Source organism: Bacteroides gallinarum DSM 18171 = JCM 13658 (assembly GCF_000374365.1).
GTDB classification, from domain to species: Bacteria; Bacteroidota; Bacteroidia; order Bacteroidales; family Bacteroidaceae; genus Bacteroides; species Bacteroides gallinarum.
In genome coordinates this window covers 1-26,819 of sequence record NZ_KB894146.1, presented here as the reverse complement: position 1 = coordinate 26,819, position 26,819 = coordinate 1, and the positions used below count along the sequence as shown (strand labels likewise).

General features: G+C 42.0%; 20 protein-coding genes. 7 read left to right on the top strand and 13 right to left on the bottom strand.

The genetic code is table 11. From position 1 onward, the window contains the following. Positions 1-55: 55 nt before the first annotated feature. The 8 genes from C233_RS0115680 to C233_RS0115645 all read right to left on the bottom strand — a co-directional run bounded on the left by C233_RS0115680 (position 56) and on the right by C233_RS0115645 (position 6,656). Positions 56-802 carry a hypothetical protein gene (locus tag C233_RS0115680; RefSeq protein ID WP_025068983.1) on the bottom strand — a complete coding sequence of 249 codons (747 nt, stop codon included), beginning with the start codon at positions 800-802 and terminating at the stop codon, positions 56-58. Beyond that, positions 796-3,630, bottom strand: a complete 2,835-nt coding sequence (locus C233_RS0115675) for a TraG family conjugative transposon ATPase (protein ID WP_018668512.1) — start codon at positions 3,628-3,630, stop codon at positions 796-798. Before C233_RS0115675 ends, C233_RS0115680 begins: the two co-directional genes overlap by 7 nt. Before the next feature lie 15 nt (positions 3,631-3,645). Next, positions 3,646-3,936 (bottom strand): hypothetical protein, encoded by a 291-nt coding sequence (locus C233_RS0115670; protein ID WP_005649295.1) that lies wholly within the window; start codon positions 3,934-3,936, stop codon positions 3,646-3,648. A gap of 12 nt (positions 3,937-3,948) precedes the next feature. Beyond that, positions 3,949-4,305: a DUF4134 domain-containing protein gene (locus tag C233_RS0115665; RefSeq protein ID WP_018668510.1), complete on the bottom strand. Its 357-nt coding sequence runs from the start codon at positions 4,303-4,305 to the stop codon at positions 3,949-3,951. 66 nt (positions 4,306-4,371) lie between these two features. Next, the gene (locus C233_RS0115660) at positions 4,372-4,806 is read right to left on the bottom strand and encodes a hypothetical protein (RefSeq protein WP_018668509.1); all 435 of its coding nucleotides are present in this window, start codon (positions 4,804-4,806) and stop codon (positions 4,372-4,374) included. Further along, a complete protein-coding gene (locus tag C233_RS0115655) occupies positions 4,788-5,405 on the bottom strand; it encodes a hypothetical protein (protein WP_018668508.1) in 618 nt (205 codons plus the stop codon). The genes C233_RS0115660 and C233_RS0115655 overlap by 19 nt, the downstream gene beginning before the upstream one ends. 3 nt (positions 5,406-5,408) lie before the next feature. Beyond that, positions 5,409-5,807, bottom strand: a complete 399-nt coding sequence (locus tag C233_RS0115650; protein WP_018668507.1) for a hypothetical protein — start codon at positions 5,805-5,807, stop codon at positions 5,409-5,411. Positions 5,808-5,834: 27 nt separating this feature from the next. Further along, the gene (locus tag C233_RS0115645; protein ID WP_025068982.1) at positions 5,835-6,656 is read right to left on the bottom strand and encodes a ParA family protein; all 822 of its coding nucleotides are present in this window, start codon (positions 6,654-6,656) and stop codon (positions 5,835-5,837) included. 263 nt (positions 6,657-6,919) lie between these two features. Between C233_RS0115645 and C233_RS0115640 the strand changes: the two genes are divergently transcribed. The 4 genes from C233_RS0115640 (at position 6,920) to C233_RS0115625 (ending at position 14,370) form a co-directional block, all read left to right on the top strand. Further along, positions 6,920-8,716, top strand: a complete 1,797-nt coding sequence (locus C233_RS0115640; protein WP_018668505.1) for a DUF262 domain-containing protein — start codon at positions 6,920-6,922, stop codon at positions 8,714-8,716. Between the two features lie 14 nt (positions 8,717-8,730). Beyond that, positions 8,731-8,997 (top strand): HTH-like domain-containing protein, encoded by a 267-nt coding sequence (locus C233_RS0115635; protein ID WP_018668504.1) that lies wholly within the window; start codon positions 8,731-8,733, stop codon positions 8,995-8,997. Positions 8,998-9,127: 130 nt separating this feature from the next. Continuing rightward, positions 9,128-10,309 (top strand): ComEC/Rec2 family competence protein, encoded by a 1,182-nt coding sequence (locus C233_RS0115630; RefSeq protein ID WP_018668503.1) that lies wholly within the window; start codon positions 9,128-9,130, stop codon positions 10,307-10,309. Beyond that, positions 10,306-14,370, top strand: coding sequence for a serine protease (locus tag C233_RS0115625; protein WP_018668502.1), 4,065 nt, complete (start codon positions 10,306-10,308; stop codon positions 14,368-14,370). The genes C233_RS0115630 and C233_RS0115625 overlap by 4 nt, the downstream gene beginning before the upstream one ends. Before the next feature lie 117 nt (positions 14,371-14,487). Here C233_RS0115625 and C233_RS0115620 read toward each other — a convergent pair whose 3' ends face one another. Then, positions 14,488-16,053, bottom strand: coding sequence for a relaxase/mobilization nuclease domain-containing protein (locus C233_RS0115620; protein ID WP_018668501.1), 1,566 nt, complete (start codon positions 16,051-16,053; stop codon positions 14,488-14,490). 118 nt (positions 16,054-16,171) lie between these two features. Beyond that, positions 16,172-16,558, bottom strand: a complete 387-nt coding sequence (locus C233_RS0115615; protein ID WP_025068981.1) for a plasmid mobilization protein — start codon at positions 16,556-16,558, stop codon at positions 16,172-16,174. A gap of 875 nt (positions 16,559-17,433) precedes the next feature. Here C233_RS0115615 and C233_RS0115610 point away from each other — a divergent pair. Continuing rightward, positions 17,434-17,646 carry a hypothetical protein gene (locus C233_RS0115610; protein ID WP_018668499.1) on the top strand — a complete coding sequence of 71 codons (213 nt, stop codon included), beginning with the start codon at positions 17,434-17,436 and terminating at the stop codon, positions 17,644-17,646. 91 nt (positions 17,647-17,737) lie between these two features. Here C233_RS0115610 and C233_RS0115605 read toward each other — a convergent pair whose 3' ends face one another. Both C233_RS0115605 and ppdK read right to left on the bottom strand, forming a co-directional pair. Then, entirely contained in the window at positions 17,738-19,234 is a 1,497-nt protein-coding gene (locus C233_RS0115605; protein WP_018668498.1) for a tyrosine-type recombinase/integrase, read from the bottom strand. Between the two features lie 201 nt (positions 19,235-19,435). Then, the gene (ppdK, locus tag C233_RS0115600; protein ID WP_018668497.1) at positions 19,436-22,159 is read right to left on the bottom strand and encodes a pyruvate, phosphate dikinase; all 2,724 of its coding nucleotides are present in this window, start codon (positions 22,157-22,159) and stop codon (positions 19,436-19,438) included. A gap of 206 nt (positions 22,160-22,365) precedes the next feature. Here ppdK and rlmD point away from each other — a divergent pair, with 206 nt between their 5' ends. After that, the gene (rlmD, locus tag C233_RS0115595) at positions 22,366-23,793 is read left to right on the top strand and encodes a 23S rRNA (uracil(1939)-C(5))-methyltransferase RlmD (protein ID WP_026314887.1); all 1,428 of its coding nucleotides are present in this window, start codon (positions 22,366-22,368) and stop codon (positions 23,791-23,793) included. Positions 23,794-24,279: 486 nt separating this feature from the next. Next, the gene (locus C233_RS0115590) at positions 24,280-25,128 is read left to right on the top strand and encodes an RluA family pseudouridine synthase (RefSeq protein WP_018668495.1); all 849 of its coding nucleotides are present in this window, start codon (positions 24,280-24,282) and stop codon (positions 25,126-25,128) included. 215 nt (positions 25,129-25,343) lie between these two features. On the opposite strand, the gene C233_RS22780 is transcribed toward C233_RS0115590, so the two are convergent. Then, positions 25,344-26,675 (bottom strand): transposase, encoded by a 1,332-nt coding sequence (locus C233_RS22780; RefSeq protein WP_039748061.1) that lies wholly within the window; start codon positions 26,673-26,675, stop codon positions 25,344-25,346. Positions 26,676-26,819: the final 144 nt, after the last annotated feature.

Sequence of the window (26,819 nt, the reverse complement as noted above, 5' to 3'; positions counted from 1 at the left end):
GCTGATATGATACTTATATTCCTGATTCTCATGACAGACACATACATATTAAGGGTTAATAATTTGAAGCAACCAGTCCGTTCCAGTCCTGTACAAGATTCCCCACATGATTCTTCATGGTCACCACATTTGCCCATCCTTCAGGGTCAATGGCAAAGAAGAGGTCGTTTGCAGTGGCATACTGTGCCATCAGAACCATCCCTTCCACCTTATAGCGTATCCTGTTCAGGTCAGTATAGATGCTGTTGGCCAGTGTCAGCCTTTCATACCTGTCCAGCAGGTTGTAGCCGTCATCCTTTTTCTCGGCAGTGGCCTGTCCCTGCAACGGATTGGGAATCCTGGCATTGTTCACGATATTGACGAAGTTGCCGACCAGCTGCTGGGTTTCCGCTACAAGATTGCCGAGTTCGTTCAGACAGAGCAGCCTGTTTGAAAATTTTGCCCTGTTTACCGTACTGACAAGTACCGGAACATTTCGCAGAATATCCAGAGCGCACAGGCCTATTTCCTTATAATAAAGACTTTCAGTCCCGAAACCGGATATGTTCTCCATGCTCAGCTTGTATAGTTCCTTCATGGTAGCCATGCTTACCGTATAGAGTTCCACCTTCTGTTTCTTGGCTGCAATGGTATCCACACGCTGGTTGTGCTGCTCCTCGATAAGTTTCTGTGAAGCGGTATTGGCCAGGACAATCTTCAGGCAGTTGCGGTCGAATACGATTCTCCAGGCAGCATGTGCATTAATGCAGACAAATGCAGAAAGCATTATAACCGATATGATTCTTAATACTGTTCTTACCATAGTGACATAACTTTTTGATGTTGGTTGACTTTTCTTGCAAACTCCAGATACAGAAGTCCTCCATCCGCCTTGCGGTCTTCCTCAATACGGGTGATGGCCTCCTGCAGCGTACCGTACCGGGCAAGATAAATCTTCAGTGCCTCCTTCTCGGTACGTTCTGTAGTGTATGCCCAGTAACATTCAGGTGCTTCCTCCACACCGTACACATCCGAGTGCTGTCCCCGGCAAATCCACACTTCTTTAAAGTAACTTCTTCCCTCATGGTTGTTCAGCGCATTGATAGTGAAAATCTGCTGACGCTGTATGTCAGTGAGTCCCAGAATGGCTGCAATATCCTCATACCTGTCCTTGAACTTGGTCTGGTCAAGCAGAATCTTCACGTCCGAGTTGTTGATGATGGCCTCCTTCACAATAGGGGAATCAATCACGTCATTAAGTTCCTGTGTAACCACACCTGCAATGCCGTGAAACTTCCGGACGGTCTTATACAAATACTTTATATATTCCGCCATGGTAGGTGAAGCGATTGCCTTCCATGCCTCTTCGATGATAAGAGCCTTCCGTCCCTTCTTGATACGCATCTTCTGTAGGAACACGTCCATGATAATCAGCACCACAATCGGAAAAAGCACCGGATCATCCTTTATTTTATCTATTTCGAACACAATGAAACGCTCGTCAAACAGGTTAATGTCCAGGTCAGAGTTCAGCGTCATCTCAAGTTCACCACCACGGTAGAACTGTTTCAGTATGGCCGCAAAGTCATGTATATTGAAACTTATCTTCTCCAGTTGTGTAATCTGCGGAATGCGCTCCAGGGCAAACTCGTAATAGGAATTGAACGATAGTTCCTGAACCTTCAGCCTGCGCTTCTGTTCCTCCATGTGGTCAATCTGCCTGTCTATCTTAATCAGCATTGAATTGTTATAAAGTTCCCTTTTATATTTTTCTATGATGGCAAGTGCACGTTCCTTTTCCGATTCTGTGGCCGCTTCATCATTTATCAGAGCAGTCAGTGAGCGGCACTGTCGTATCAGCTTCAGGCGGCGTACTTCGGAAGGCAGCAGCAGGGCACGGCTTTCAGCCTTCTCCTGAACCTCTTCCGTATTTATCTGTCTGTCGATGTCCTCCATGCTGTGCGTGTACTGTTCGTAGTCATCCTCCATCTTGGCGGCAACCAAGAGTTTCTGTCTCAAAGCCTCACGCTCACTGTCACTGAACCTTTCAAACGGATTGAAATATGCCTCATAGTATTCCACGATGGTCTGGTTTATCAGCATGTCCTCAATCTTGGAAGGAAATGCGTTGCCCTTGAATATCAGGAATATCAGCGATTTAAGGAAGTTCTTCTTCTCACCGAAATTGAGTTCATATTCTTCCTTAGTAACCTTGAACGGATTCATGGAGATGGGTTTCTCCTTCGAGTAGGCTATGTATGTACCCTTGTAATATCCGCATATGCCTTCGTAGGAATCACCCGTGTCCACCATGACCACATCCGTATTCTGTTCCAGAAGCTGACGTACCACACTGTTCATGTGGAAGGACTTGCCGGAACCGGAAGGGCCGATACAGAAGAAGTTGGCATTGTCCGTCATTTTCTTCTTGCCTTCCTTGCCGGTAATGTCGATACATACAGGTAACCCCTGACGGTCGGTGTAGTATGTGGTCAACGGTGTATCCTCAGACTCCTTCAGATGCTCTTTGAAGAAAAAGCATAGGGCAGCATCCGAAAGCGTCAGGAACAGGTCATAGTCCGGGTTGAAGGCATAGCCGTTACCCGGAAAACAGTCCATGAAAAGCTCCAGCTGGTTGTAGGCCGTCCTTGACGGCATGATGCCGCACTCGTACAGTTTGGTCTCCAGAAAGGAAGTTACCGGAGTAACCTTGTCAGGCGGACAACTCACCAGAATGTTGAAGTTGCAGTACACAAGCATGGTACTGTCAACGGCCAGCCTGTCCAGCACTTCCTCAATGTCAGCCTTGGCAATACGGTTGCTCGGGTCCGGCATAGAACCGTGACGCTTCGCCTTGGCCTGAAGCTTGCGCAGCAGTTTCCTCTGTCCAGGTATCTGAATGACCTGGTTGAACACCACACAGTCCGAGTAGGGGATGCCGGTAAGAAAAGAAAGCAGGTCTGTTGCGATACCGTAGCCGTTGATGTTCATCTGCGTGTACGGCTTTACCATGGAAGGCAGGTTTATCTCGTCAATGTCCACCAGCGGATAGGAACGGATAATCCGGTCACCAGTCCTGAGATATTCGTCTGAAGCCTTGAAGTTGGTCATCGAGAACGGTCCGTGCCGGAACTGGAATGCCATGAAACGGTGGCAGTACTCGCTGACTTCCTCCTTGCCGAGCTTTCTGTGCCGGATATGCTTTTCCGTCAGAATATCATCCGTCTTTGATACCTTGGAATGGAAATCGAGCCATCTCTTCGGGTCGTACTGGATGAACTGGTTCTTCTGTGCCTCCTGGGTGAGAATAAGAAAAGTCCGTATCTCTGTAAACTCCCTTCCCTCGAAGTATCTGAAATAGCTTCTTGTCAGGAACTCCGCATCATCCGGCACGTCATGGTGATATGCCTGTCTGCACATAATATCCTGCTTCTGCAGTGCATATCCCTCACCGATGGTCTGAAGGATATTGGATAGCACGTCATGAAACAACATGTACTGCTGCGCATCCGTACAGAGCTGCTGAACCGGATTGGTTATTTCGAAGATAACGGACGGCTCGCCTCTGGCCGAGAACAGCACGACATTGCCGTCCGTCTCCTCCAGCTGCGCATAGAGTCCGTCAAATATTCTTTTCCTTTTGTGTGCCATACTGTATAAAGTGATTTACTGTTCTTTTCTAAGGCTTCTGTAGATATATATGCCTCTTGCCCTTTTCTTGTTGTGGAGTCCACCACGCTGTTTGATGTAGATGGTTATCAGTCCCACCAGTGCCATGACCATCATGGCTATGAACCCAGCAACCTTTCCCAAAGCGATTGAGAAACCGATGAAGCCTACGAATGATACGCCTATGGCTGCCGCTGCCAGAGTGAGGAAACGGCCGCGTATGCCCATAAACTCCAGCGGTTTCTGCAATCCCTTGAACACAGGGTATCCTTCCTGATTCATTGTCATGTCGGGTAAGGATTACTGGAAGAACAGCGGAAGAGCTTCCGAAAGTGCGATGAATGCGATACAGCCTCCGATGGTAAGCATGATGGTCTTCTTCACGTCCTGGTCTCCGTTCTGCATCTTGAAATAGACGTTGAAGGCACCGACCAGAACGATAACGGCAGCTATGGCCTTCATCAGATTCGATACCGGAGTCTGGTAGGAGCTGACTTCCTGAGTGGCCTTGGTAAAACCTGCTGCACCTTTGCTTCCTGCCATTACGTTGGATGTGGAAATAATCAGTGCAATGGCCGCCACCACACACTTCTGTCCAAAACTTGAACCGATGAAACGCTCCGTAAGATTCCGGGCACTTTTCTTTATTATCTGCATTTCTGAATAATGTTAAAGGATTTCATCGCCAAAGAAACAGATGTCACTAAAGGAACGGTATATATATCAGGCATTCTCACAGCTGAAGATAACGGCACCAAGGTCACTGGTACCGGTCTCTGCCAGCCGGTTAATTTCCTGTATGATATTCTCTACCAGAATGCCGTCAGTCATGATGGCCTCCCGATAAACGTGTCTGGAAGATTCTGATTTGGATGCAGATTTCTCTGTACCGTCAGAATTATTACTTTCATTATTTGATTCGGGATTTTCCGTATTACTCTGTTCTGAACTTTGTTCTTTGGATTCAGGTTCATCCCGGTTTATTCTTATCGGCCTGAAGCTTCGTGCCTCTTCCGATATGTCTATGTCCTCTTCTTTATGGCTGTCCTGCTCGGCATTCTGTGCAGCCTTTGCCTTCTGAAAGTCCATGAAAATCATTGCCGCATAGTAGAATACCATTGCCACGAAGAGAAGGAATACTATCTGTCCGTACTGCATGGCTGTTGTAATATGATATTGGATGAAAGAGCGGAACTGTCCTGCGGAAGCGGAAGTATATGCAGTCCCAGTCTGATACCCCGGCTTTCCAGACGTTCCCTGCGTTCCGTAGTGCCGGTATAATAAATCACGTTGTGTTCCTCACTGATGATGTATCCGTTTGACTTCATGTTTGAGCGCACCCTTACCTTTGCCCTGTTTGAAATGACACGGATACCGGTTACAGGTTCCAGTCCGAAGACGATACGCCGTCTTTCCCTCTTTACCATCTGGGTACGGATACGTGAGGAAATCCGGTGCTTCTCTTCACTGCTACGTTTCAGTCCGAGTGCAGCGGCTATACGTCCGACACTCATCCGGGTAATGCCGAGAGCTTTCCCTATCTCAGAGAAGGAACACTCCTGGAAATGGTTTCTGATATAGTCTGCACGCTCCATCCATCTGGATTTGGCCATTTTTACAAGTCCAAGCTCTCGGGCTTTCAGCTTGACTGTCGACTCGCTCAGATTGAGAACGGCAGCGGTATAGGCTGTGGTCTCTACCGGATACAGTTCGACAAGAGCGGCCAGCATCCTGTCAGTCCAGTCTGTCTTTTTCATATCCTACAGATTATAGCTGTTAAACAAAGATTTCTTTTCCCTTCTGTATTCTGCCAGACGTGGCAGGTATGACTTGAAGAATGCCCTTACAATGGCATTCACCAGGTCAGAGCGGCATCTGCCATGTATATCGCAGTCGTCCAGTGAATCCGCAAGGTCACGGTCGAGTTTGCAGACAAGCCTTTCTGTTTTATCCGTTACTGAACCGTCAGATGTCAGAAATTCCATGAAGTCACTCCAGCATCCTGTATCCGAAAGGGAAACAGCAGTATCCTTTTCCTGTGTTGCATTATTATTTTCTTTTTGCTCAACCTGCGTTCCTGCGGTATCTTCCGTCAATATAAGTTCTGAATCATTGATGCCTTTTGTCAGGTCATCTATTTCCGGTATATCCTTACTCATAGTGCTATGGTTATTGAAGTTTACTGATTATTCTGGTTCTTTATTCTGATTTTCGTTACTGTTCTGTGAAGCTTCATCAGACGGCTGTGCCTTCTTTTTCTTAGGCTTGGGATTCAGATTTTCCGTCAGCTGTATGCCTTTGAGTTCTTTTTCCCTTATCGGTTGAAGTGTATCGAAGATACTCTGATAGACCTTATCAAAGACCGGTGTAACGATAGCGGCCTGCATATCCAGAGCTGCCATTGTACTGAACCGTTCCATATCCGCACGTTTGGGAATCTTCGCAGTGACGTATCCATAGTTGGAGAAAGTATCCCTTGCATTGTCCCAGATAAGCAGTTCAGAACGCTTGCCGATTCTTCCGTCATTCAGATTGGGTATGATGAAGAGTCTGGCTTTCATCCTTTCACCGACAGCCTTTTTCAGCCGGTCAACAAACATGAGGAAACTGGCCGTGGACGGAACGGTTACCAGGTCATAATGAAATGGAACAATGATGATATCCGAGTTGACAAACATGGGTATCAGCCCTTCCGCTTTCAGACTGCCGGGAGAATCCATAAGCACAACGTCAATTTCAGGATCGTTGTGAAGCTTTTCCATAAGGGAAGTCATCATCGCCTTGTCGTTGGCTTCATATGCCCATACCTCGTATGGCATTTCCTGTTCACCGTATTTTCTGATGTCAGCCTTACGGCATTTTATTATGGAGTGCTGGAAGTCGCAGTCTATCACCACAACCCTTATGCCCTTTGTTACCAGATAGTTGGCAAAGGTTACGCAAAGGGTAGTCTTTCCTACACCTCCCTTCTGATTGGCAAATGTCACTATAACTGGAGTCTGTATCATTTCAAGTGTTGATTTATTTTGTGACAAATGTATCAACCAAGATTCTTAGGAAAGAAATGTGCAACACATTTGTGATTTGGGTTTGATAAACTAAAATACATTGTATAGATAGTGCTGAGGAATTATGGCAACTTGGACAAAATGGTTACAAATAAAAGTACTTAATATCTTATTTTACAAAAAACATTTCCTTAAGAGAATCTCAGATATTAATTTTCAAATGATTTGATTATTTTTGTAAAAACATTAATATACATGTTGTTATGGAAGTTAAGGCAGAAGTATTATCAATAGCTAAATTAAGTGATTATTTTTTTGTAGTGCCGGACTATCAAAGAGAGTATGTTTGGAAAGAAGATGATGAAGTTGAGCAATTCCTTCAAGACATAGACAATGAAGTTGAGTCAGGGCAAAGTTATTTTATAGGTTCCATAATTATCGTAAAAAACAATAATGGGAAATATGATGTAATTGACGGACAACAACGTCTAACAACGATTGTTTTATCATTGTGTGCCATTAGAGATTTATTATCTCAAATAGAATTGAATGAAAGTCAGGATAAGATTTTAAGTAAGATTAAAAGTCTTTTATATGAATATGATTTAGAGACAGGTAAAGATAATGTGAGATTAGAATTGCAATATCCTGAAAGTAAAGATTTCTTAGATAGTTTGATAACTAATACCAATTTTAATGAAGAGACAACTCCTTCTATTATTAGAATGCAAGAAGCTTATAAAACAATAAGAACTTTTTATTCTGATAAAATTTCTACTTTAGGAATTGATAAAACTATTGAAGATATACGATATTTCCTAACAAAAGTAGAATTAGTTAAGATCTTGTCTGAAAATCTAAGTAGCGCACTAAAAATTTTTGAGACAATCAATCAGCGAGGTGCAGGGTTGAATGCAATGGATTTAATAAAGAATCTTCTATTTAGTAATGTTATTGAATCTAAATTTGATAGAATTAAAGATATATGGAAGAAAATAGGCGAGAATTTGCATAAATGTGGTGAAGAAAACATGCCAATGCGTTTTTTACGATATTTCTTCATCGCACGTTATATAGTTGGTACAGAGATTTTACGTGAAGATTCAATCTATAAGTGGCTCATATCTCCTGAAGGGAAGAAAGCTACCTCATATGAAACTAAACCGATTGAGTTTGCAAAAGAATTAGCAACATTATCTGAACGATATTCAAATTTAGTTTGTGCTACTGAAGAATATAGCAGTAACTATCCTAATATATCACATATTGGATTGGTGAACAAAGTAAAATCGCGTCAACATTTGATTCTTTTATTGGCATTACATCAAAATGCAGGTCAAAATGCGTTGGAATATCTGGCAAAGCAGATAGAAAGTTTTTTCTTTTATACGGTTACAATGCACATACAGGCAAAAAGTAATGAAGGACAATTTGTCCGTTGGGCTCAAAAATTGAGGAATAAATATGAAATACAGGATATTGCTGATATTTTGGATGAAACAATGCTACCATATTTAAAAGATAAACTTGTTGATTTTAAAACGGCATTTTTAAACATTAATCATTATCAATATAATCCTTTATATCGTCAAAAATATATTTTAGGAAAAATGGAAAATACTCTTGCTGCAAAATGTAATTTGCCTTTAAAGGATAGTTTTTATGATTATCAAATAGAACATATTTTGCCTCAAAGTCCGAAGGATGGGAATTATATTAATTATGAAGATGCGACAGCTTATTATACTCAAGTTTATAGATTGGGAAATGTAACACTGATAGAAGGAACAATCAATCAGGCTTTAAACAAATGTAATGATCTCTCTGATAATTGGTTTGAGAAAAAGCAGGCAGAATACTGTAAATCCTCCATTCTTATTACGCAGATGTTAGATAATGATTTCTATATAGGTGTTAATACTGCTATAAATAGATTTAAAGTTAATACAGGTTATAGTTTTTCTGAATGGAATTCTGAAACAATCTCTAAACGTCAGAGTATTTTACTTGAATTAGCATTAGATTCATGGAAAATTAATAATAAAAGAATAGATCAATAAAACAAACAGTAAATATGAATATAGATGAATTAGCTCAGAAACTAGAAAAGATGTTCAATTCTGGTGAAAATAAAAATGCAATGACACAGCTTTTTATGATTATCTATTATGATGAAATAACTCGATTATGCCAAAAAGAGTTTTATTCAATAAATTCATTTTGTATGACATTACAGGAAAAGGCGCATTTGTCTGGGAAAACCTATTACATTGAATTAAAAAAAGGATATAAATTGGCTAAATATGTAAAAGTAAGAACTGAATATATAAATCATTGGTAAATTAGATATTGGTAATCAATGCATTGAATTGTCTTTGAATAAAATATTACAAAATATTTTGGTAAAGGAAGATCCGAGTTCCAATGATATGTAATTATAATGAATAATATTGAACTCATTCAATTATAATATGAAACTTCTTTTTCCCACTTCTGGTAACGGAGATTGTATATTCTGCCTTATAGATAAGGAAGACGATACATACTATTCGATGATGGTGGATTGCCATTGTTTCACCCCTGAAATAAAAGCTATCATTACAGATACGCTTCATTGTCATCTCGACTATTTGGTAGTAACACATATTGACACTGACCACATCAATGGCATTTGTAATATGCTTTATCAAATGCCAGAACTTAGAATAGACCATATCATCTACAACAACCTTTTTGCAAAAGAAGATGACGCGCAAGTAGAACCACTAAACGATTTTCAACGGAAACAAATTGAAGCACTGAAGGCTTGTATCCCTACATGGAAACCAAATACCGAAAATAAAGTTGCTAAAAAGGAGGCTCTGGCACTATCCACATTGATTCAAAGGAATTGGGCAGACGCTTGGAACAAGAAATTGACATTCATTGATGGTGAATACCTTTCATTGGGTGGATTAGGGAGAATGTTTATTGTGTCACCCACTCAAACAGCTATTGATGAATTGAACAAATATATCCTTGATAAATTTGCACAGAACTTTTATGAAAAATATCCGCTTGAGCAAGGAAAAGAAAAGGGAGCGGAATTATTTGAACTACTTTCTTTAGTGTATAATCAAAAGGAATTGCTTCTTGAAAACAAAATTTCCAGTTCTATCGGCACAATGAAAGCTGAATACAATAAATCAGATAGAGAAGACACCTCTGAGACTAACCGATCCAGCATTGCATTTGTTTGGGAATCTGGAAATAAAAGAATTTTACTCTTGGGAGATGCCACTTCAGAAGTGGTAATAGAAGGAATTAAGGCTTATAAGAAAAAGAATAAAATCCCTTTAGAGACGAAAATCTATTTTGATGCGATCAAAGTTCCTCATCATGGAAGTAATGTCAATTTATCAAAAGAGCTTTTGAAACATATCGACAGTCCGAACTGGATATTCTGTGGATGTACAAGCACTGCTCCTCACTTGCATACTCTTGCCAATATCATCTATCAACCTTTATTGGATACCATACAAAAACGCAGACTGTGTTTTAATTCATTTGATTATAAAAACAAGATCTTCGAGAAAATGAAAAATAAAGTTCCAGTACTAGAAAAAGAAGGAATAGAAATAGAAGTAGAACAAATCAATGAAATAACATTATGAGCAATATCAGCAAAATACCGTTTATTACCTACAAAGTAGAGTGTGGAACAGAAAGGGGGACAGCCTTTTTTATAGATGCCCATCGGCTACTTACGGCATACCATGTTGTTGGTTCTTCCCTGAACGGTAACCCTATCTATGTAGAAATCGAAGAGGTAAATTATGAATGTGAGCTTATAATAGTAAAGCCAGGGAAAGACATTGCCATTTTAATCCAGAAAGACAAGACTGTAAGCTATCAATATGGCTCGTTGCTCAGTATGCCGATAGAAGCTAAAACACATTTCCGTTTTTGGGGCTATCCCAACACTCTGATTGGTGAAGATATTGGGGTGTCAATCAAGATACGGGTGGATGAAATTTATGCACCATTGAGAGGTGATTTTGATGCTTATGCCGTATTTGAAGACGAAAAGCATCTTACAAAATATGCCGGTTTCTCAGGTTCACCTGTCTATACCGATAGTGATAAGATAATCGGAATTGTGACAAATATATTGGATAGCCATATTGGATTTATTAGCATTAAGAGTGTCGAAGAAGAACTGAAAGCTCATGGTGTTACTCTTGAATCAGACTATGCAAAATTTCAAGTGGTTCCTTACGGACGAAATGAGAGTGAGAAAAAACTACATGAACAGATAAAATTGGCAGGAAATCGGTATAAGCCAGATCTAGATGTGCCCAATCAGTCTTTAACGACATTATTTGCCAATCTTTGGGATATCCGGGATCTGAAAAAACATGAAGAGACACTTCACAAGAGCAAACAAGTATTTCTTGACTTACAAAAATCCAATCCCAAGTTATTTGGTACTTCTACTAATACAGAACTGCCGGATTTGAGTTATAATATTGAGATACAACATAACGTAGAATATTTTAAAAGACATAATGATATAAGTTGGAAGACGATAAAGGCTGCTTTGAAAGAAGAGTCGTTGTCTTGGAAACAAATACAAGAGAGCATTTTATACGTTGTGAACAGAAAAGAAAAAGTTTATTGTATTTATGGTCCTGCTGGATGTGGCAAGACACACAATGTTTGTAGTATCGCCTCGCAACTTATTAAAGAAACGAATGTATATCTGTGTTTTGGCATTCAGTTCAACAAGAATAAAAATGGCATTATTGCTGAAATTCGCAAAATTTTTAACTTCGAAAATGAAAACTATTTAGAGGAGTTACAAAAAAAATCAGAAACGGATGCAAAATATATTGGTACGAGACGCTATGTATTCATCATTGATGCGCTTAATGAAGGGCTTGATGATTCCTATTGGTACAATAGTTTGAAAGTATTGAAAGAAGAATTCGACAAATACCCCAATTTATCATTGGTAGTAACAGTGAGGAAACCATTTCAAGAAAAATACGGATTGAACAGATGGGGTTACAAAATGCAGCATCTTCCCGGACTGGAAAAAAGCCAAGAAGTTGTAAATAAATATTTTGAGGCCTATCATATCAATTACGACAAAACTCTTTCAGGATTCAAAAATGGGCTTTTCTTAAATATCTTTTGTGAGACTTACACTTCGATGCCATATTACGATAGAAGATGTTTAAAATCATTGTGGGTATTATATCGCCAATACATCTATATGCGTGAAATGGCCATAGCAGAAGCCGTAGATGAGGATCCGGAACGAAATGTCACTTGGCATTACCTCTGTCGATTAGCTCACCTGTCGGTATTTACTTACAAATTTTATCCTATTACACGTTCTAAAGCAAGAACTGTTTCTGATCAACTTTGTAGGTTCCGCACATGGAGCAAGTCGCTTTTGTATAACTTGATAACACAAGGTCTGCTGCTAGCAGATTGGAATGTTAAAGCAAATAGCATAGATGAAAAGGCTGTTGTGAAGTTTGAGTATGAACAGATGGAAGATGTGATACGAGCTATTGTATTTCTGAGTACCAAATCTGATAAGCAAGCAAAAATTGCCCAACTCAAGGAATTTATCAAGTCTTATGAGCGGAAAACGATTTATGAAGAGGGGTTCTATCAATTCCTTACTTATCTCACCATCCTTTGGCCTGAAAAATTCGAAAAGGAAGAAATTATAGAAGAAAAGATGATAAAGAATAATACTCTTTTGCAACAGTGTTTCATCGAAGGATTGGAATGGCATTTATACCCCGTTGAACAGAAAGTGTTAGATGAGTTTTGGCAAGAAGCAGAGAATACGTTAGGCTATCGTTTCATTTTCAGTGTGGCTTTACATTCTCTTTGTGGATTCCTGAAAACACTGCATCGGTCTTTGAATGCACTGAGCCAAGCTGATTTAGATCTTAAATGGACTCATATTGTAAATCATTATTACGAAGAATCGGTGCTCTATACGGAAGGAGTTAACGAACAAGAATATAAGACAGAAGCCTATCTATTGGTTTGGTGTTGTGCATCATCGCATCCTGTAATAAGAGCTCACGCCAAACGGAAATTATACCGAATACTATGTGATCATGGCGATTTGCTAGAAGTATTGATACCCGATTTTCATTCCATCAAAGACACTTATGTTTTAGAGGGACTCTATAATTCAATATATGGTGCTCTTATGCTCTTGCGTGATGATGCTCTTTGCAATAATGTATCACTCCTTATCTATGATTATCATTTTAAGAACAAACAACCGGTAGAAGACGTCAGAGTACGTGAATGGTTATTGAAGATACTGCTGTTCACTAAGACGCAGAAAAATGGCATAGATCTTTTTTCTAAATCATTACCGCCTTACACATTTAAAAAAGGAATTATCCATGAAGCGATAGAAGTTGGGGACGAATACTTCGGTCATACCAAAGGTTCCAAAAAACTTAGGTTTTCTTTGTGCGAGTTTTCTGATTTCCATCGTTATATATTAGGCTTTAACTCACATATCGAGAGTCAGATTTATACCCTAACGCCATATGATCACAGAGGATGTCCATCTATGCTGCCCTTAGTCCAGTTGCAATCTATGGTGGCTCAAGAAATTAAATCCTCGGGCTGGAATGATAAATTGGGAGAACTGGATAACGAAGTGTATTCTACAGGACGGTATGATAATCTATACGAGCGAATAGGAAAAAAATATCAGTGGAAAGCATTGTTTGCAGTAGAGGCTGAACTAATGGATCATTTTGCTATAATAGACAAGTGGCACAAGGAGGTGGATGGCAACAAGCGCATATTGCGTCCTCCTTATCCGTGGTACAGTTCCACGTTAAATGACTTTGATGTCACCTTGACCACGGAGTTGATTGATGATGCTGAGATAGATGATGTTCTGGATAAGCAATCACAATTCGTGATAGACAAGCAAATGGAAGATCATGAATGGTTAGAACAACCAGTTACAACAACCGATTGCCAACACTTTTTTGTTGGCGAAGATAACAAGTGGGTATTGCTATTTTGTATTTTTTCTGAATTCCCCACAAATGGGGAATCTAAGGATGCATATTTGTCATACGAAACATTCTTTGTACGCAATGAAGATGCACAAAAGTTCGAGGATTGGATCTCAAAGCAAAACTTCAATGGAAGAGATATGCCAACTTCTACACAAAGCTCTGCCATTCGTCTCTTTGAATATCCTTGGATGTTGCATTATCTCAGTACGGAATATAAAAATTGGACCGATGTATCAGCTGGCGACGGTAACTGTCCATGCAGTGTGATGGTGAGTAACTATACCCAACTTCAAGAAAATGTTATTGGGTTAGGCGATGAATATATAGAAGAGAATATATTGCCTTGCCCAGAACTTATGAACACCATGGACCTCCATTTCAGGAATCATGCTTGCTTTACCTACGGAATAGACAACCTATTGGCTTCTTTCTACGCCTCTACTGGACATTATCGCGCAGGCATCCCCAAAGGATTGCATCTTCGTAGGACGGTGCTGGAAGAATTTCTCCGTACAAAAGGTTATACCTTATATTGGTTTATCTCTGCAGAACGACAACTTATAGTTGGTGGTACAGCACTACATAATTACAAGACCTATTCTTTTTGCGCTAAATATGTTGAGGGGGGAAATGTAATTTGGATAAAAAACAAGTAGGCATAATGCTGTGTCAATAATTTTATTGAATTATAATAACACTATTGATTACAGCAAGTCACATGTGATAATCAAGGAACAAAAATTCTGGACAGTGCCTAATGGCATAATCAAAAATCATCTTCTTATTGAATTGCCATCATCTACATCATCATAGTTACCTTTCTGTCCAACTTCCCACTCACGTTTCTCGCTATGACTGCCACCATCTGCATCACGTAACTTGGCTTTCTTAGATAAACGTGAAGTGGGCCTTGTTGGTTGCTGGATTTTAAATCGTTCAATTTGCTTCATCGGCTGTGTCCTTAACCGTTCAAGATTAAAGTTTTCTTCTGAAAGATTTATAATGATATGCTGTTTGAAGTTGATGGCATAAGTTTCATCCTCTTCCTGACGGATAATAAAGCCCTCTTCACGAAGTTGGCTTCTGATAGAATTTTCAGTTTCATCATTGAATATCTCACGCAGACGGTTTACTGCATCTGTGTAGTAGTGTGTTCTTTCCAGAGATATATCTACTAAACCTTTCCGAGATACCTTGAAGATTTTGCAGAGCAGATCACGTTCAGCCTCAGTTGCCGGGTTGAACATTTCAACCATGGCTATACGGTTATTACGGTCAATAGCCTCTGCCATAAAAGGTTTCAACGGACGGCTTTGGCCATCAAAGTAGATGATGCCTTTCTTGATATAGGCACGCTGCTTCCTGATTTTACTGTATATTTCACTCTGGGTAATCTTCGGGTTAAGTGTCAGTAATCGGTCAATATAGTCCTCAATCCGATTGAACCGTTCTTCAGGAGTAGCGAAGTCCAGAAGTTCCTCTACAGCCAGCACTCTTGCACCATGAATGACGGTCTTGTTTGCATGATCAACGAGCATATATCCGTATGGTGTATCCTTCTTGCCGAAGAACACAATGTCAATACCGAACTTCGTTTTCAATTCCTTCTGCAGTTCCTCCTTGTTTGAACTTACATCACGGTATTTCTTTAATATGCTTCTAAGCTGACGGCAACGAGCCCTTTCCCGATAACCGCTCTTGAAAAGACTTTCTATTTCAGTAAAAGGAATTTCCTTCTGAACCTTTCCACCATGCTTGACGAATACATTCCCATCTTTCTGATAGACCTCATATCCCATGGAAACCATTATTGCCTTGAACTGGGCAAAAGAAGAGAATATATATTGTTTGGCAGCATCAATATCATCTTCCGTTTTCTTTTTCCTGTCATTCCCAAGAATACGGTCAATGACTTCCTGGGAGCGTCTGCGTTCATGGCTGTGCTGAATCTTTCTTCCATCAGGTGCCACTCTCGAAGTGATAATATGAAGATGGGTATTCTCCGTGTCATAATGGGAGTAAACAAGCAACGGCTGACCGGATTCTCCGTATCCCATTTCCTTGAGATACTGGTGTGCAAAATCCAGCAACTCATCTTCCGACATTTCGTGTCCCTTGCATGATATGGCCACATGAAGCTGCGGTTTCCTGATTCTGCTGTTCTGTGAACTGTACTTCTGGAGATAACCGACCAGCTCACTTTGGGTAGGTTTGTGAAATGTTCCGAGTGGACCGAAATTCTGAATCTCGATAAGCCGTGCAACACCTTTCGAGACTTTATGTTCATTGTAACCGACAGCATGGAAGTTCGTACTTCCCGGTAATATGGTTGCTATCATATTGAATCTTTATTTATCAAGGTTTAAGTGACTGAAAAACCGAAATACTTCAAGTTCATTAATCTACGGTTACACAATAATAATATCTGAAATGATTGAATACCGTGTAATCTGTAATTCAGATTCTGACAGCTTTCTGTGTCAGAGAATCAAGGTCTTTCTTTATTCGGTTCAATGTATCTTGTGTTTCAAGGATAACAGGTAACAGAACTTCCTGAATATAGCCGGGTGCGAGTAATCCGGCTACCGCAAGTTCATTGGCACGTTTAACCGACTGATTAAGGTTTCCTCCAGCCCAGGAAAGTTCATTCTGATATTTCCGGTAAAACTGACCGAGATCATTCATCAGTTCGAGCTGCCTTTTGATTCCGATATTTGAATACTCTGCCAGTGCCGAGCGTATATAATGGCTCACGGATGAATAGGAGGCAGATTTCTCCTTAAACTGTTGTACTTCCTCCAGTGTCATCCTTACCTTGATGTACTTGGTTCTCTGATTCTTCATACTTGTATACATTTGTGGATAGGTTTCCCAGACCATCTTTCGCCATGCGAAACAGCGGGCAGCCGCTCCGATGCACCTGCATTCGGCAAGTTACTTTTGTGAGTACGAAACGGAGTTTTGTGGCCACAAAAGTACAACTTGCTTAGAAAACTCTGCACGGCAGAAAGATACCTTCCAGGAATGATTATTACACCCAAATTTACTGGAGAATGCCATTGCAAACCGAAATCTGCAACACAATTCTTTGGAGGCATATTCCTGTTAACCATGTGCTGTAGCATCCGGTTATCTTGGAATATCCACATAGCGGAATATTGTTGTATAGAGTCCTATAACTTATCAAGCTAATATCAGTGTGTTCTGAAACAGATGCTACAAGCATTATTCAATCATAGAACCATACAAATCGAAGTAATCAGTAAACAATGTTCCGTTATCTATGGTTGGATAAACCAAAGTTTCAAAAACACATAAGATATAGTTATATGGGATAGATGGCTATTGTTCTCATAAAACCTATATCCAATATAATATGTAGTCCCGATACCATGATAGCATGGTAAAAGTAACCTGATTATCTAAGTTATTGGAATCCCAATAAAAGGGAAAATATAATCTTTCAGCTAATCCAGCTGATGAAATGGCTATCGGGAAATCTTATTTTATCTGAACTTGTATTGTAAAAACATTCAGACAGAATAACCTTGTTTTCAGAGTCTAGGGATACCTCGTTATCATGATGATATAACACTGATAATCAGTAGAAAATCTACTCGAATAATAAGAAAATAGTGTTGCGTAAATTTCTGTATCTCATTGATTTTTAGTATATTTATATAATTAATAAGCTCTTATACTCATAAATATTACACATTATGTTTGAACTGCTGTTGATTATATATCTGCTGCCGGTACTTATTATCGGTATGCTGCTCCTGAAACTGGTATTCTGGCTTTTAAGGATTGCCATATGTCTGGCTGTATGGCTGTTGAAGAAAACTGTCATACTTATATGGAAGTTTATCTTACTTGTTTTTGCTATAGTTATAGGTCGTGATATCATGCCCTGGAATCAACCGGACAAATAGAAAGAACCGCACCAATATGAGAAATGGTACGGTTCTGATAAAGATAAGTAGAATCCTCCCTTTGCGTTAATGGCTTGTTCAGGTTTTCCTATTACATAAAACCTTTTCCCTTGCTTCTTTCATACACAACTTCTTTCTTGGAATCACAATTCATAAGACGGAACTGAACCATACATCCGGTAGGAATATCCTTAGGAAACTGTTCAACCAGTCTGTCAATAACCTGGTCCACATTACTGAAACCAATATCTGTTATTTCACCGATTACGTTACCTTTGAAATATGCACGGCCATAGATCATCATCTTCTTTGTGATGCGGAACATCTTGTCTGCCGGTGTCTCGAAGTCACGTGCCTTGCCTTGCTTGCTCTTCTTGCTGCTGAAGAAAATGAAGTCAATCACTTTGGCATTTAATTCCCAGGCTGGAGTAAAATCTATCTTTACATAACCTCTTGTTATATTCAATCCATGACTGTGGTTCATGCCGAAAGCAACTTCATACAGATTGGCATCACAGTCATTTTGGGCAATTGTAGCCCATGTATGACGGAAAGTATAATAACAGTAGTAATCCTCCTTCTTCATTCCCATATCGGCACATATCTTTCTGATTCCAATGTTTACGTTGGCATTGAAACTGTCCGGGTTACTGTAACGCTTATGGAATTTGAAAAGATATTCGTCATTCTCGTCTGAAAGATACTTGTCAAATGTGGCCTGAATGAACGGTTCCACGCGCATTTCAATATAGGCTTCGTCTTTCCGACTGTGCTTTGTCTTAGCTCTTTTATATCCAATAACTCCATCCTTATAGTTTTCTTTTTTAAGCTCAAAAATATCTACAGTGTTTATTCCGCCCAAACACAAGGATAGGAGTGCCACGTCTCTGCCCAGTTCCGGAAGAGAGGAAATCATTTTGGTTTCCGGTAAGGGACGATTGAAGAATTCCCTACATGCCTCTGCACTGATGGCTCTTTGAACCGTACTGTCAGATTTAGGAATAGATACTTTTAACCAAGGATTGTATTTGATTCGCACGATACCACGTTCTTCATCGTTCAGCTCTATAAGTGCCCTTTTGAATATCTGTCTTAAACAAGTAGGGTACATTTCTTTCGCCCTGTTCGTCAACGAAAGGCTATTAATCCATCTTGTCAAAACAGAAGATGACAAGTGAGTAAACATAACTCTGGTTGTTCCCAAATATCTTTCGAGGTGGTTTACAGCCAGGCGATAGTTCTTAGCATTACGTTCATGTCCTTCAGAGGCCATACGGTTAATGAACTTTGTTGCATAGTCACTAAAGCATACTTCCATATCAGAGTTCATTAAGTATTCTATTAATTCTGTTACAGAGTATCCTGACACATCTTTACGATTTACCAATTCTGTATAACGAAGTATTTCCTGTGCACAATATTTATTTATGACAGCATCCTTAATCTCTCCAGATTTGGATAGCTGTTTGTCAGTAACGAATTTATCAGTTTTAATATACCCTGATTTTGAACGATGAAGTACTCGAATGTACACTTGGTAAAAGCCATCAGCTCGCTTATACCTTACAATAGTCTTAAATGTTGCCATACCTTATTGATTTACAGTTGTTTTACTTTTGTAAGTTCTTTGTAAGCGTACCCTCTCAGTTTTGTAAGCTATTTGTAAGCAAGTACCGTTTATTTGGCTCATTTTTTGCGGACAAATGCACGAACCGCCTAAAAACAACTTAGGCTGTAATGTCTGAAAAACAGTCCATTACAGCCTAAATCAATGATTATCTTATACTATTTATGCTTCCTCTATTGCAGCCTGCGCCGCTGCAAGTCTTGCAATGGGTACGCGGAACGGGGAGCAGCTTACGTAGTTCAGCCCTACCTTGTGGCAGAATTTGACGGACGAGGGCTCGCCGCCATGCTCGCCGCAGATTCCACACTTCAAATCCGGACGGATAGCACGGCCTTTCTCAGTAGCCATGCGTACCAACTGCCCTACTCCGTTCTGGTCGAGTACCTGGAACGGGTCTACTTTTAAAATCTTCTTTTCCAGATAAACCGGCAGGAACGATGCGATGTCGTCGCGTGAATAGCCGAAAGTCATCTGCGTCAGGTCATTCGTACCGAATGAGAAGAATTCTGCGGAAGAAGCGATGCGGTCGGCTGTAAGGGCGGCACGCGGAATTTCAATCATCGTACCTACCTTGAACTCGATGCTGTCGCCGGCTTCGGCAAACAGCTTGGCAGCTTCGGCACGGATAACTTCCTCCTGCTGCTTGAACTCGTACAAGATACCGGTCAGCGGAACCATGATTTCCGGATGTGTCTCAACACCTTCTTTCTTCAGTTCCAAGGCTGCGCCGAGGATTGCCCGTGTCTGCATCTGCGTGATTTCCGGATATGTATTACCCAAACGGCAACCGCGGTGTCCCAGCATCGGGTTGTGTTCGCAAAGAGCCTCGACACGCTGCTGGATATATTGCAGGCTCACACCCATAGTTTCCGCCATTTCCTGCTGGCCTTTCAAATCGTGGGGAACGAACTCGTGCAAAGGCGGGTCGAGCAGGCGAACGGTCACCGGACAGCCTGCCATAGCTTTGAAAATACCCTTGAAGTCTGCCTGCTGGTACGGCAAAATCTTGGATAATGCTTTGCGGCGTCCCTCTGCATCTTCTGCCAAAATCATTTCGCGCATGGCTTTGATTTTTTCACCTTCGAAGAACATGTGTTCCGTGCGGCAAAGGCCGATGCCCACCGCTCCGAAATTACGTGCCACCTGTGCATCGTGCGGAGTATCGGCATTGGTACGAACCTGTAACTTCGTATATTTATCGGCCAACTGCATCAGTTCGGCAAATTCGCCGGAAAGCTCGGCGGCCTTAGTTTCTACCTTTCCTTTATAGACTTCACCGGTACTGCCGTTCAGGGAGATGAAATCGCCTTCTTTCAGTACGATACCGTCTACTTCTACCGTGCGGGCTTTATAGTCGATATTCAATGCGCCTGCCCCGGATACGCAGCATTTACCCATACCGCGGGCTACAACGGCAGCGTGCGAAGTCATACCTCCGCGGGCGGTCAGAATGCCTTCGGCAACGGCCATACCTGCCAAATCTTCGGGAGAAGTTTCGATACGCACCATTACCACGCGCTTGCCGGCAGCATGCCACTCGGCGGCATCGTCTGCAAAGAATACAATCTGGCCGCAGGCTGCACCCGGAGAGGCCGGAAGACCGCGGGTCAGTACTTTAGCCTGCTTCAAGGCTGTCTTATCGAATACGGGATGAAGCAATTCGTCCAGCTTGTTAGGCTCGCAACGCAGCAAGGCTGTTTTTTCGTCAATCATACCCTGATGCAGCAGGTCTGTGGCAATCTTCACCATAGCTGCACCGGTACGCTTGCCGTTGCGTGTCTGGAGGAACCAGAGTTTGCCTTCTTGTACGGTGAACTCCATATCCTGCATATCTTTGTAGTGGTTTTCCAGCTTTGTCTGCAAAGCATCCAGTTCCTTATAGATTTCGGGCATCGCTTCTTCCATGGAGGGATATTTGGAGGCGCGTTCTTCCTCGCTTATACCGGCAAGTTCCGCCCAGCGCTTGGAGCCGATAATGGTTATCTGTTGCGGGGTACGGATACCGGCTACCACATCTTCGCCCTGTGCGTTAATCAGGTATTCGCCGTTGAAAAGGTCTTCGCCCGTGGCCGCGTCGCGGCTGAAACAAACTCCGGTAGCGGAGGTGTCGCCCATATTGCCGAACACCATTGCCTGCACGCTTACAGCCGTACCCCACTCGTCGGGAATTCCTTCCATTTTGCGGTAGAGGATAGCGCGCTCGTTCATCCAAGAGTTGAACACGGCGCAGATAGCTCCCCACAACTGTTCGTAGGCGCAGGTCGGAAAGTCTTTCCCGGTCTGTTCCTTCACGGCGGCTTTGAAGCGTTTTACAAGTTCCTTGAGGTCTTCTACTTCCAGCTCGTTATCCAATTTTACGCCTTTAGCATGTTTCACCTCTTCTATAATGGCTTCGAACGGGTCAACATCTTCTTTGTTCACCGGCTTCATTCCCAACACCACATCGCCGTACATCTGGACGAAACGGCGGTAGGAGTCCCATGCAAAGCGGGCATTGCCCGTTTTACATATCAGCCCTTCCACCACTTCGTCGTTCAAGCCCAGGTTAAGGATAGTATCCATCATGCCGGGCATGGATGCGCGTGCACCCGAACGTACGGAAACCAGCAGCGGGTTCTCCACATCGCCGAATTTGGAACGCATCAGCGTCTCTACATGTGCAATGGCATTTTCTACTTCTTGCTTCAACAGGGCAACGACTTTATCCTGCCCCATTTCGTAATATTCTGTACAAACTTCTGTCGTAATCGTGAAGCCCGGAGGAACCGGAACTCCGATAAGGTTCATCTCTGCCAAGTTAGCTCCCTTACCCCCTAAAAGATTTCGCATGCCGGCTTTTCCTTCTGCCTGGCCGTTACCAAAGGTGTAAACTCTTTTTTTATCCATAATATAAATTTAAAGTTTTTGATTGTGATTTTTTTCTTTTTCTGTTCGCAAATCTAAGTATATTTCGCAGACTATAAAACTTTTCAAGAAAAAACTTTAATGTAAAATGCAATTTCGACATTGCAAAATTTAATATTTGGATTCATAGGGAGAAATCCCGAAAAAATGCCTATTTTTGCCGTTGAATTTATTATATTGGTGTAAAAGTGGCAAGAAAGAGAAAAGAACTTCCCCTATTGGAGAAGGTGGAAATTACGGATGTGGCTGCCGAAGGAAAAGCCATTGCAAAGGTCGATGATTTGGTGGTTTTCGTACCGTATGTCGTTCCGGGTGATGTGGTAGACTTGCAAATCAAAAGAAAAAAGCATCATTATGCCGAAGCGGAAGCGGTGAAGTTCCACCGATACTCGCCGGTAAGGGCGGTTCCGTTCTGCCAGCACTACGGTGTGTGCGGCGGCTGCAAGTGGCAGGTACTTCCTTATGCGGAGCAGATAAGATACAAGCAGAAGCAGGTTACGGATAACCTTACCCGCATCGGGAAGGTAGAGCTTCCGGAAATATCGCCGATACTCGGTTCCGCAAAAACGGAGTTCTACCGGAACAAACTGGAATATACTTTTTCCAACAAACGCTGGCTGACGGCGGAGGAGGTACGGCAGAATGTGGTATACGAGCAGATGAATGCGGTGGGCTTCCACATCCCTAATGCGTTCGACAAGGTACTGGCCATAGAGAAATGCTGGCTCCAGGACGATATATCCAACCGTATCCGCAATGCGGTACGCGACTATGCCTACGAGCACAATTATTCGTTCATCAACCTGCGCACGCAGGAAGGGATGCTGCGCAATCTAATCGTGCGCACTTCCAGCACCGGCGAACTAATGGTTATCCTTATCTGCAAGATTGAGAAAGAGGAGGAAATGGCTTTGTTCAAGCAGTTGTTGCAGTATGTGGCCGACACTTTTCCCGAAATTACTTCCCTGCTATACATTATCAATAATAAATGCAACGACACCATTACAGACCTCGATGTGCATACTTTCAAAGGCAAAGACCACATTTTCGAAGAAATGGAAGGGCTGCGCTTCAAGATAGGTCCGAAGTCGTTCTACCAGACAAATTCCGAGCAGGCATACAATTTATATAAGGTGGCGCGCAACTTTGCCGGGCTTACCGGCAGCGAACTCGTTTACGACCTTTATACCGGTACGGGGACTATCGCCAATTTCGTTTCCCGGCAGGCACGCCGGGTTATCGGAATCGAATATGTGCCCGAGGCTATCGAGGATGCCAAAGTCAATGCAGAAATCAACGGTATAGAGAATACGCTTTTCTTTGCCGGCGATATGAAAGATATGCTGACGCAGGATTTCATTAACGAGTACGGACGACCGGACGTGATTATCACCGACCCGCCCCGTGCAGGTATGCATCAGGATGTGCTTGATGTTATCCTGTTTGCCGAACCGAAACGTATCGTATATGTGAGCTGTAACCCCGCTACGCAGGCGAGGGACTTGCAGTTGCTCGATGTAAAATACAAAGTAAAAGCCGTTCAGCCGGTGGATATGTTCCCGCATACGCATCATGTGGAGAATGTGGTATTGCTTGAGTTGAGAGTTGAAAACTAAGAGTTAAAAACTAAAAGCTGAAAACGGAAGGCTAAAAATAAGAACTGAAAATTAAGAGCCAAAAGCAGAGAACTGAAGGTTGAGAATAAGAACTGAAAATTGAGAACCAAAAGCAGAGAGCTGAAGGCTGAGAATAAGAACTGAAAACTGAGAGCCGAAAGCAGAGAACTGAAGGCTGAGAATAAGAACCGAAAATTAAGAGCTGAAAGCAGAGAGCTGAAGACTGAGAATAAGAACTGAAAACTAAGAATCGAAAGCTAAAAGCTGAAGGCTAAGTTTTGAAAACCGAGTTTTTCAAGATAGAACACTAAAAGCAGAGGATTGATACCCGGGAAGTTGAAGCCGGTGTTCGGGAAGCAGGAGTTGAGGTTCTAAAATTGAAACCAATCATTAACCGTTAATATTATCCCCGTGGCAAAAGAAAGAAATAAGACAAAAGCCCGCACGCAATATACGGACTATAAGGTAAACGAACCAATGGAACTAATGGAATTCCTGGCTACCAAAATGCCGGATGCCAGCCGTACCAAACTGAAATCGTTATTGAGCAAGCGAATCGTATATGTAGACAGCATTATCACCACGCAATATAATTTCCCCCTGAAACCGGGGATGAAAGTCCAAATCAGCCGTGAAAAAGGGCGCAAGGAGTTTAACCACAAACTGCTGAAGATTGTGTACGAAGATGCCTATATCATCATCGTCGAAAAGATGCAGGGGCTATTGTCCGTCAATACGGAAAGGCAGAAAGAGCGTACCGCCTACACCATACTGAACGAATACGTTCAGCGCTCGGGCAGGCAGCACCGTGTGTATATCGTCCACCGCCTGGACCGCGATACTTCGGGACTGATGATGTTTGCCAAAGACGAAAAGACACAGAATACATTGCGCGACAACTGGCACGACATCGTTACCGACCGGCGTTACGTAGCCGTCGTAGCAGGTGAAATGGAAAACAATACCGGCATGGTAAGGTCGTGGCTTACCGACCGCAAGCTGTATGTGTATTCCAGCCCGACGGACGACGGCGGCAAGGAGGCAATCACTCACTACCGTACCATAAAACGTGCCAACGGCTTCTCGCTTGTGGAATTGAACCTGGAAACAGGACGTAAAAACCAGATTCGCGTGCACATGCAGGACTTGGGACATCCCATTGTAGGCGACGGACGGTACGGGCTGGAAGAAATCAACCCTATCGGACGGTTGGCATTGCACGCCTTTAAGCTTTGCTTCTATCATCCCCTGACCGGAGAGCTGATGCAGTTCGAAACGCCTTATCCGGCAGAGTTCAAGAGGCTGTTCCTCAGACGCAACGAAGAAGCCAAATAAACAGGGATATTCAGTAAATGTCTTTAAACAGTAAGATGGCATATGAAGATGACTTGCTAATATCATCTCATATGCCATTTTTATTACCTATTTTTTCTCTCTGACCTAAAATCTTCTCCTTTTGGGCACGATGTTCCGGAAGAAACCTGAGACTTCTTCTAATAGATTCTTTATACTTATACTATGCAGCTTTCTTCTGTCTGTTTTTGATTTTATCAATCATCAATCATCAATATGGCGTTTGCCGTATGTATCCCAAAGAAAATCCACAGGATTTCTGTTTTCCTGTTCCGTGCTTTGACTTTCGATAGCGAATAATGCTGTTTTTGCGTACCGAAACTGCCTTCAAGCCTGGTGGCTCTTTCCCTGGAGAGTTCACTTCTGAGAACCTTCCTCAACGGCTCGTCCTTTGCAGCTCTTCCCTTGCGTACAAAGGAGGTTGATATCCCATATTTTGTACAGAACTTCCTGTTGGCATTATTAGCGTATATGGAATCGGCGGCCACACACCCTGCCCTTACATTCATCAACTTCTGATGCATACGGATACAATCTTTCAGACGTATGCCTTCATTGAATGCCTTGAAAGAGACGTGCTCGATGAACGAGATCCCGTCTATCTGTATGTTATTAACCTTTGCACCGAACTCGACGGATTTTGTCTCCTTGCCCCTTACGATAGGGCGTACGTAATGACGGTCAATACTGACAATACGGTCACTGATCTTCCTGTCTTCAAAGAGCTCCTTTTCCTGTACAAGGACCTTTCTGATGATGGAAAGCCGTTTCTGATAATCCTGTGTATATGTGAGTGAAGAGCTGTATTTTCTGTGAATGTCATCCCGTTGTATGATGAGTTTTTCCAGGAGTCTGATCATGCGACGCTTCAGCATCATCGTCCTCGAAGCCTTCCTCTTTCTTTTCTTGCAATAGGACAGATAGGATACCGCAACATCCGTATATTTGTTACGGGGACGCCTTATGCCGAGTTGCTCACAATGTATGCAGATATGCCGGTAGAGCCATTCGATGCTTTCCCAAAGGAGCTTCATGTCCGTAGGAAAACGCATATGACTTTCATAGCATGTGGCATCGGTCATACATACGTGAAGGTTCTCAAGATAAGGCTTCCAGTGTGAGGCAAGGATTTTCTGAAGGGAGTCAATGTCAAGACGGGATGCTATCTCATTACGGATAGTGCTGATTATCTTGTAGTTCGTTATAGGGTAGGACGGGTCTATCATGATACCACAGAACAACTGATAGTGTATGTTTCCGTTAAGATGTTCTACCAATAACCTGTCAGAGAATCCGGTGTAAGCCTTCAGTACCATAAGGGCTATCTTCGCGGAAGGACTGAAACTGTTCCTGCGACCCAAGCGGGATTGTGAAAGGCCTATCTCTTTGACTATACTCTCGAACGGAAACACGGAATGAAGACTGCCAAGTTCACTCGCATTAAAACTCTTACGATATTTTTCCAGAATATCGAATTCTGTAAACCCTAAAGTAGGGTGAATTTCTGAAATATTTTGTATCTTCGCCATATCAGTGTGGATATTTCCCCCGTTTTGGCCGTCAAACCGTATTTTAGGGGGGAATACCTAAAGATACAAAAAGCCAACTAATTCGCAATACTTTAAGTATGAATTAGTTGGATAATTTTATAGGATTTAATGAATATCCCTAAA

Coding starts and splice junctions, on each gene's coding strand:
- C233_RS0115680 (WP_025068983.1), bottom strand. CDS start 802: ATGGTAAGAACAGTATTAAGAATCATATCGGTTATAATGCTTTCTGCA.
- C233_RS0115675 (WP_018668512.1), bottom strand. CDS start 3,630: ATGGCACACAAAAGGAAAAGAATATTTGACGGACTCTATGCGCAGCTG.
- C233_RS0115670 (WP_005649295.1), bottom strand. CDS start 3,936: ATGACAATGAATCAGGAAGGATACCCTGTGTTCAAGGGATTGCAGAAA.
- C233_RS0115665 (WP_018668510.1), bottom strand. CDS start 4,305: ATGCAGATAATAAAGAAAAGTGCCCGGAATCTTACGGAGCGTTTCATC.
- C233_RS0115660 (WP_018668509.1), bottom strand. CDS start 4,806: ATGCAGTACGGACAGATAGTATTCCTTCTCTTCGTGGCAATGGTATTC.
- C233_RS0115655 (WP_018668508.1), bottom strand. CDS start 5,405: ATGAAAAAGACAGACTGGACTGACAGGATGCTGGCCGCTCTTGTCGAA.
- C233_RS0115650 (WP_018668507.1), bottom strand. CDS start 5,807: ATGAGTAAGGATATACCGGAAATAGATGACCTGACAAAAGGCATCAAT.
- C233_RS0115645 (WP_025068982.1), bottom strand. CDS start 6,656: ATGATACAGACTCCAGTTATAGTGACATTTGCCAATCAGAAGGGAGGT.
- C233_RS0115640 (WP_018668505.1), top strand. CDS start 6,920: ATGGAAGTTAAGGCAGAAGTATTATCAATAGCTAAATTAAGTGATTAT.
- C233_RS0115635 (WP_018668504.1), top strand. CDS start 8,731: ATGAATATAGATGAATTAGCTCAGAAACTAGAAAAGATGTTCAATTCT.
- C233_RS0115630 (WP_018668503.1), top strand. CDS start 9,128: ATGAAACTTCTTTTTCCCACTTCTGGTAACGGAGATTGTATATTCTGC.
- C233_RS0115625 (WP_018668502.1), top strand. CDS start 10,306: ATGAGCAATATCAGCAAAATACCGTTTATTACCTACAAAGTAGAGTGT.
- C233_RS0115620 (WP_018668501.1), bottom strand. CDS start 16,053: ATGATAGCAACCATATTACCGGGAAGTACGAACTTCCATGCTGTCGGT.
- C233_RS0115615 (WP_025068981.1), bottom strand. CDS start 16,558: ATGAAGAATCAGAGAACCAAGTACATCAAGGTAAGGATGACACTGGAG.
- C233_RS0115610 (WP_018668499.1), top strand. CDS start 17,434: ATGTTTGAACTGCTGTTGATTATATATCTGCTGCCGGTACTTATTATC.
- C233_RS0115605 (WP_018668498.1), bottom strand. CDS start 19,234: ATGGCAACATTTAAGACTATTGTAAGGTATAAGCGAGCTGATGGCTTT.
- ppdK (WP_018668497.1), bottom strand. CDS start 22,159: ATGGATAAAAAAAGAGTTTACACCTTTGGTAACGGCCAGGCAGAAGGA.
- C233_RS0115590 (WP_018668495.1), top strand. CDS start 24,280: ATGGAATTCCTGGCTACCAAAATGCCGGATGCCAGCCGTACCAAACTG.
- C233_RS22780 (WP_039748061.1), bottom strand. CDS start 26,675: ATGGCGAAGATACAAAATATTTCAGAAATTCACCCTACTTTAGGGTTT.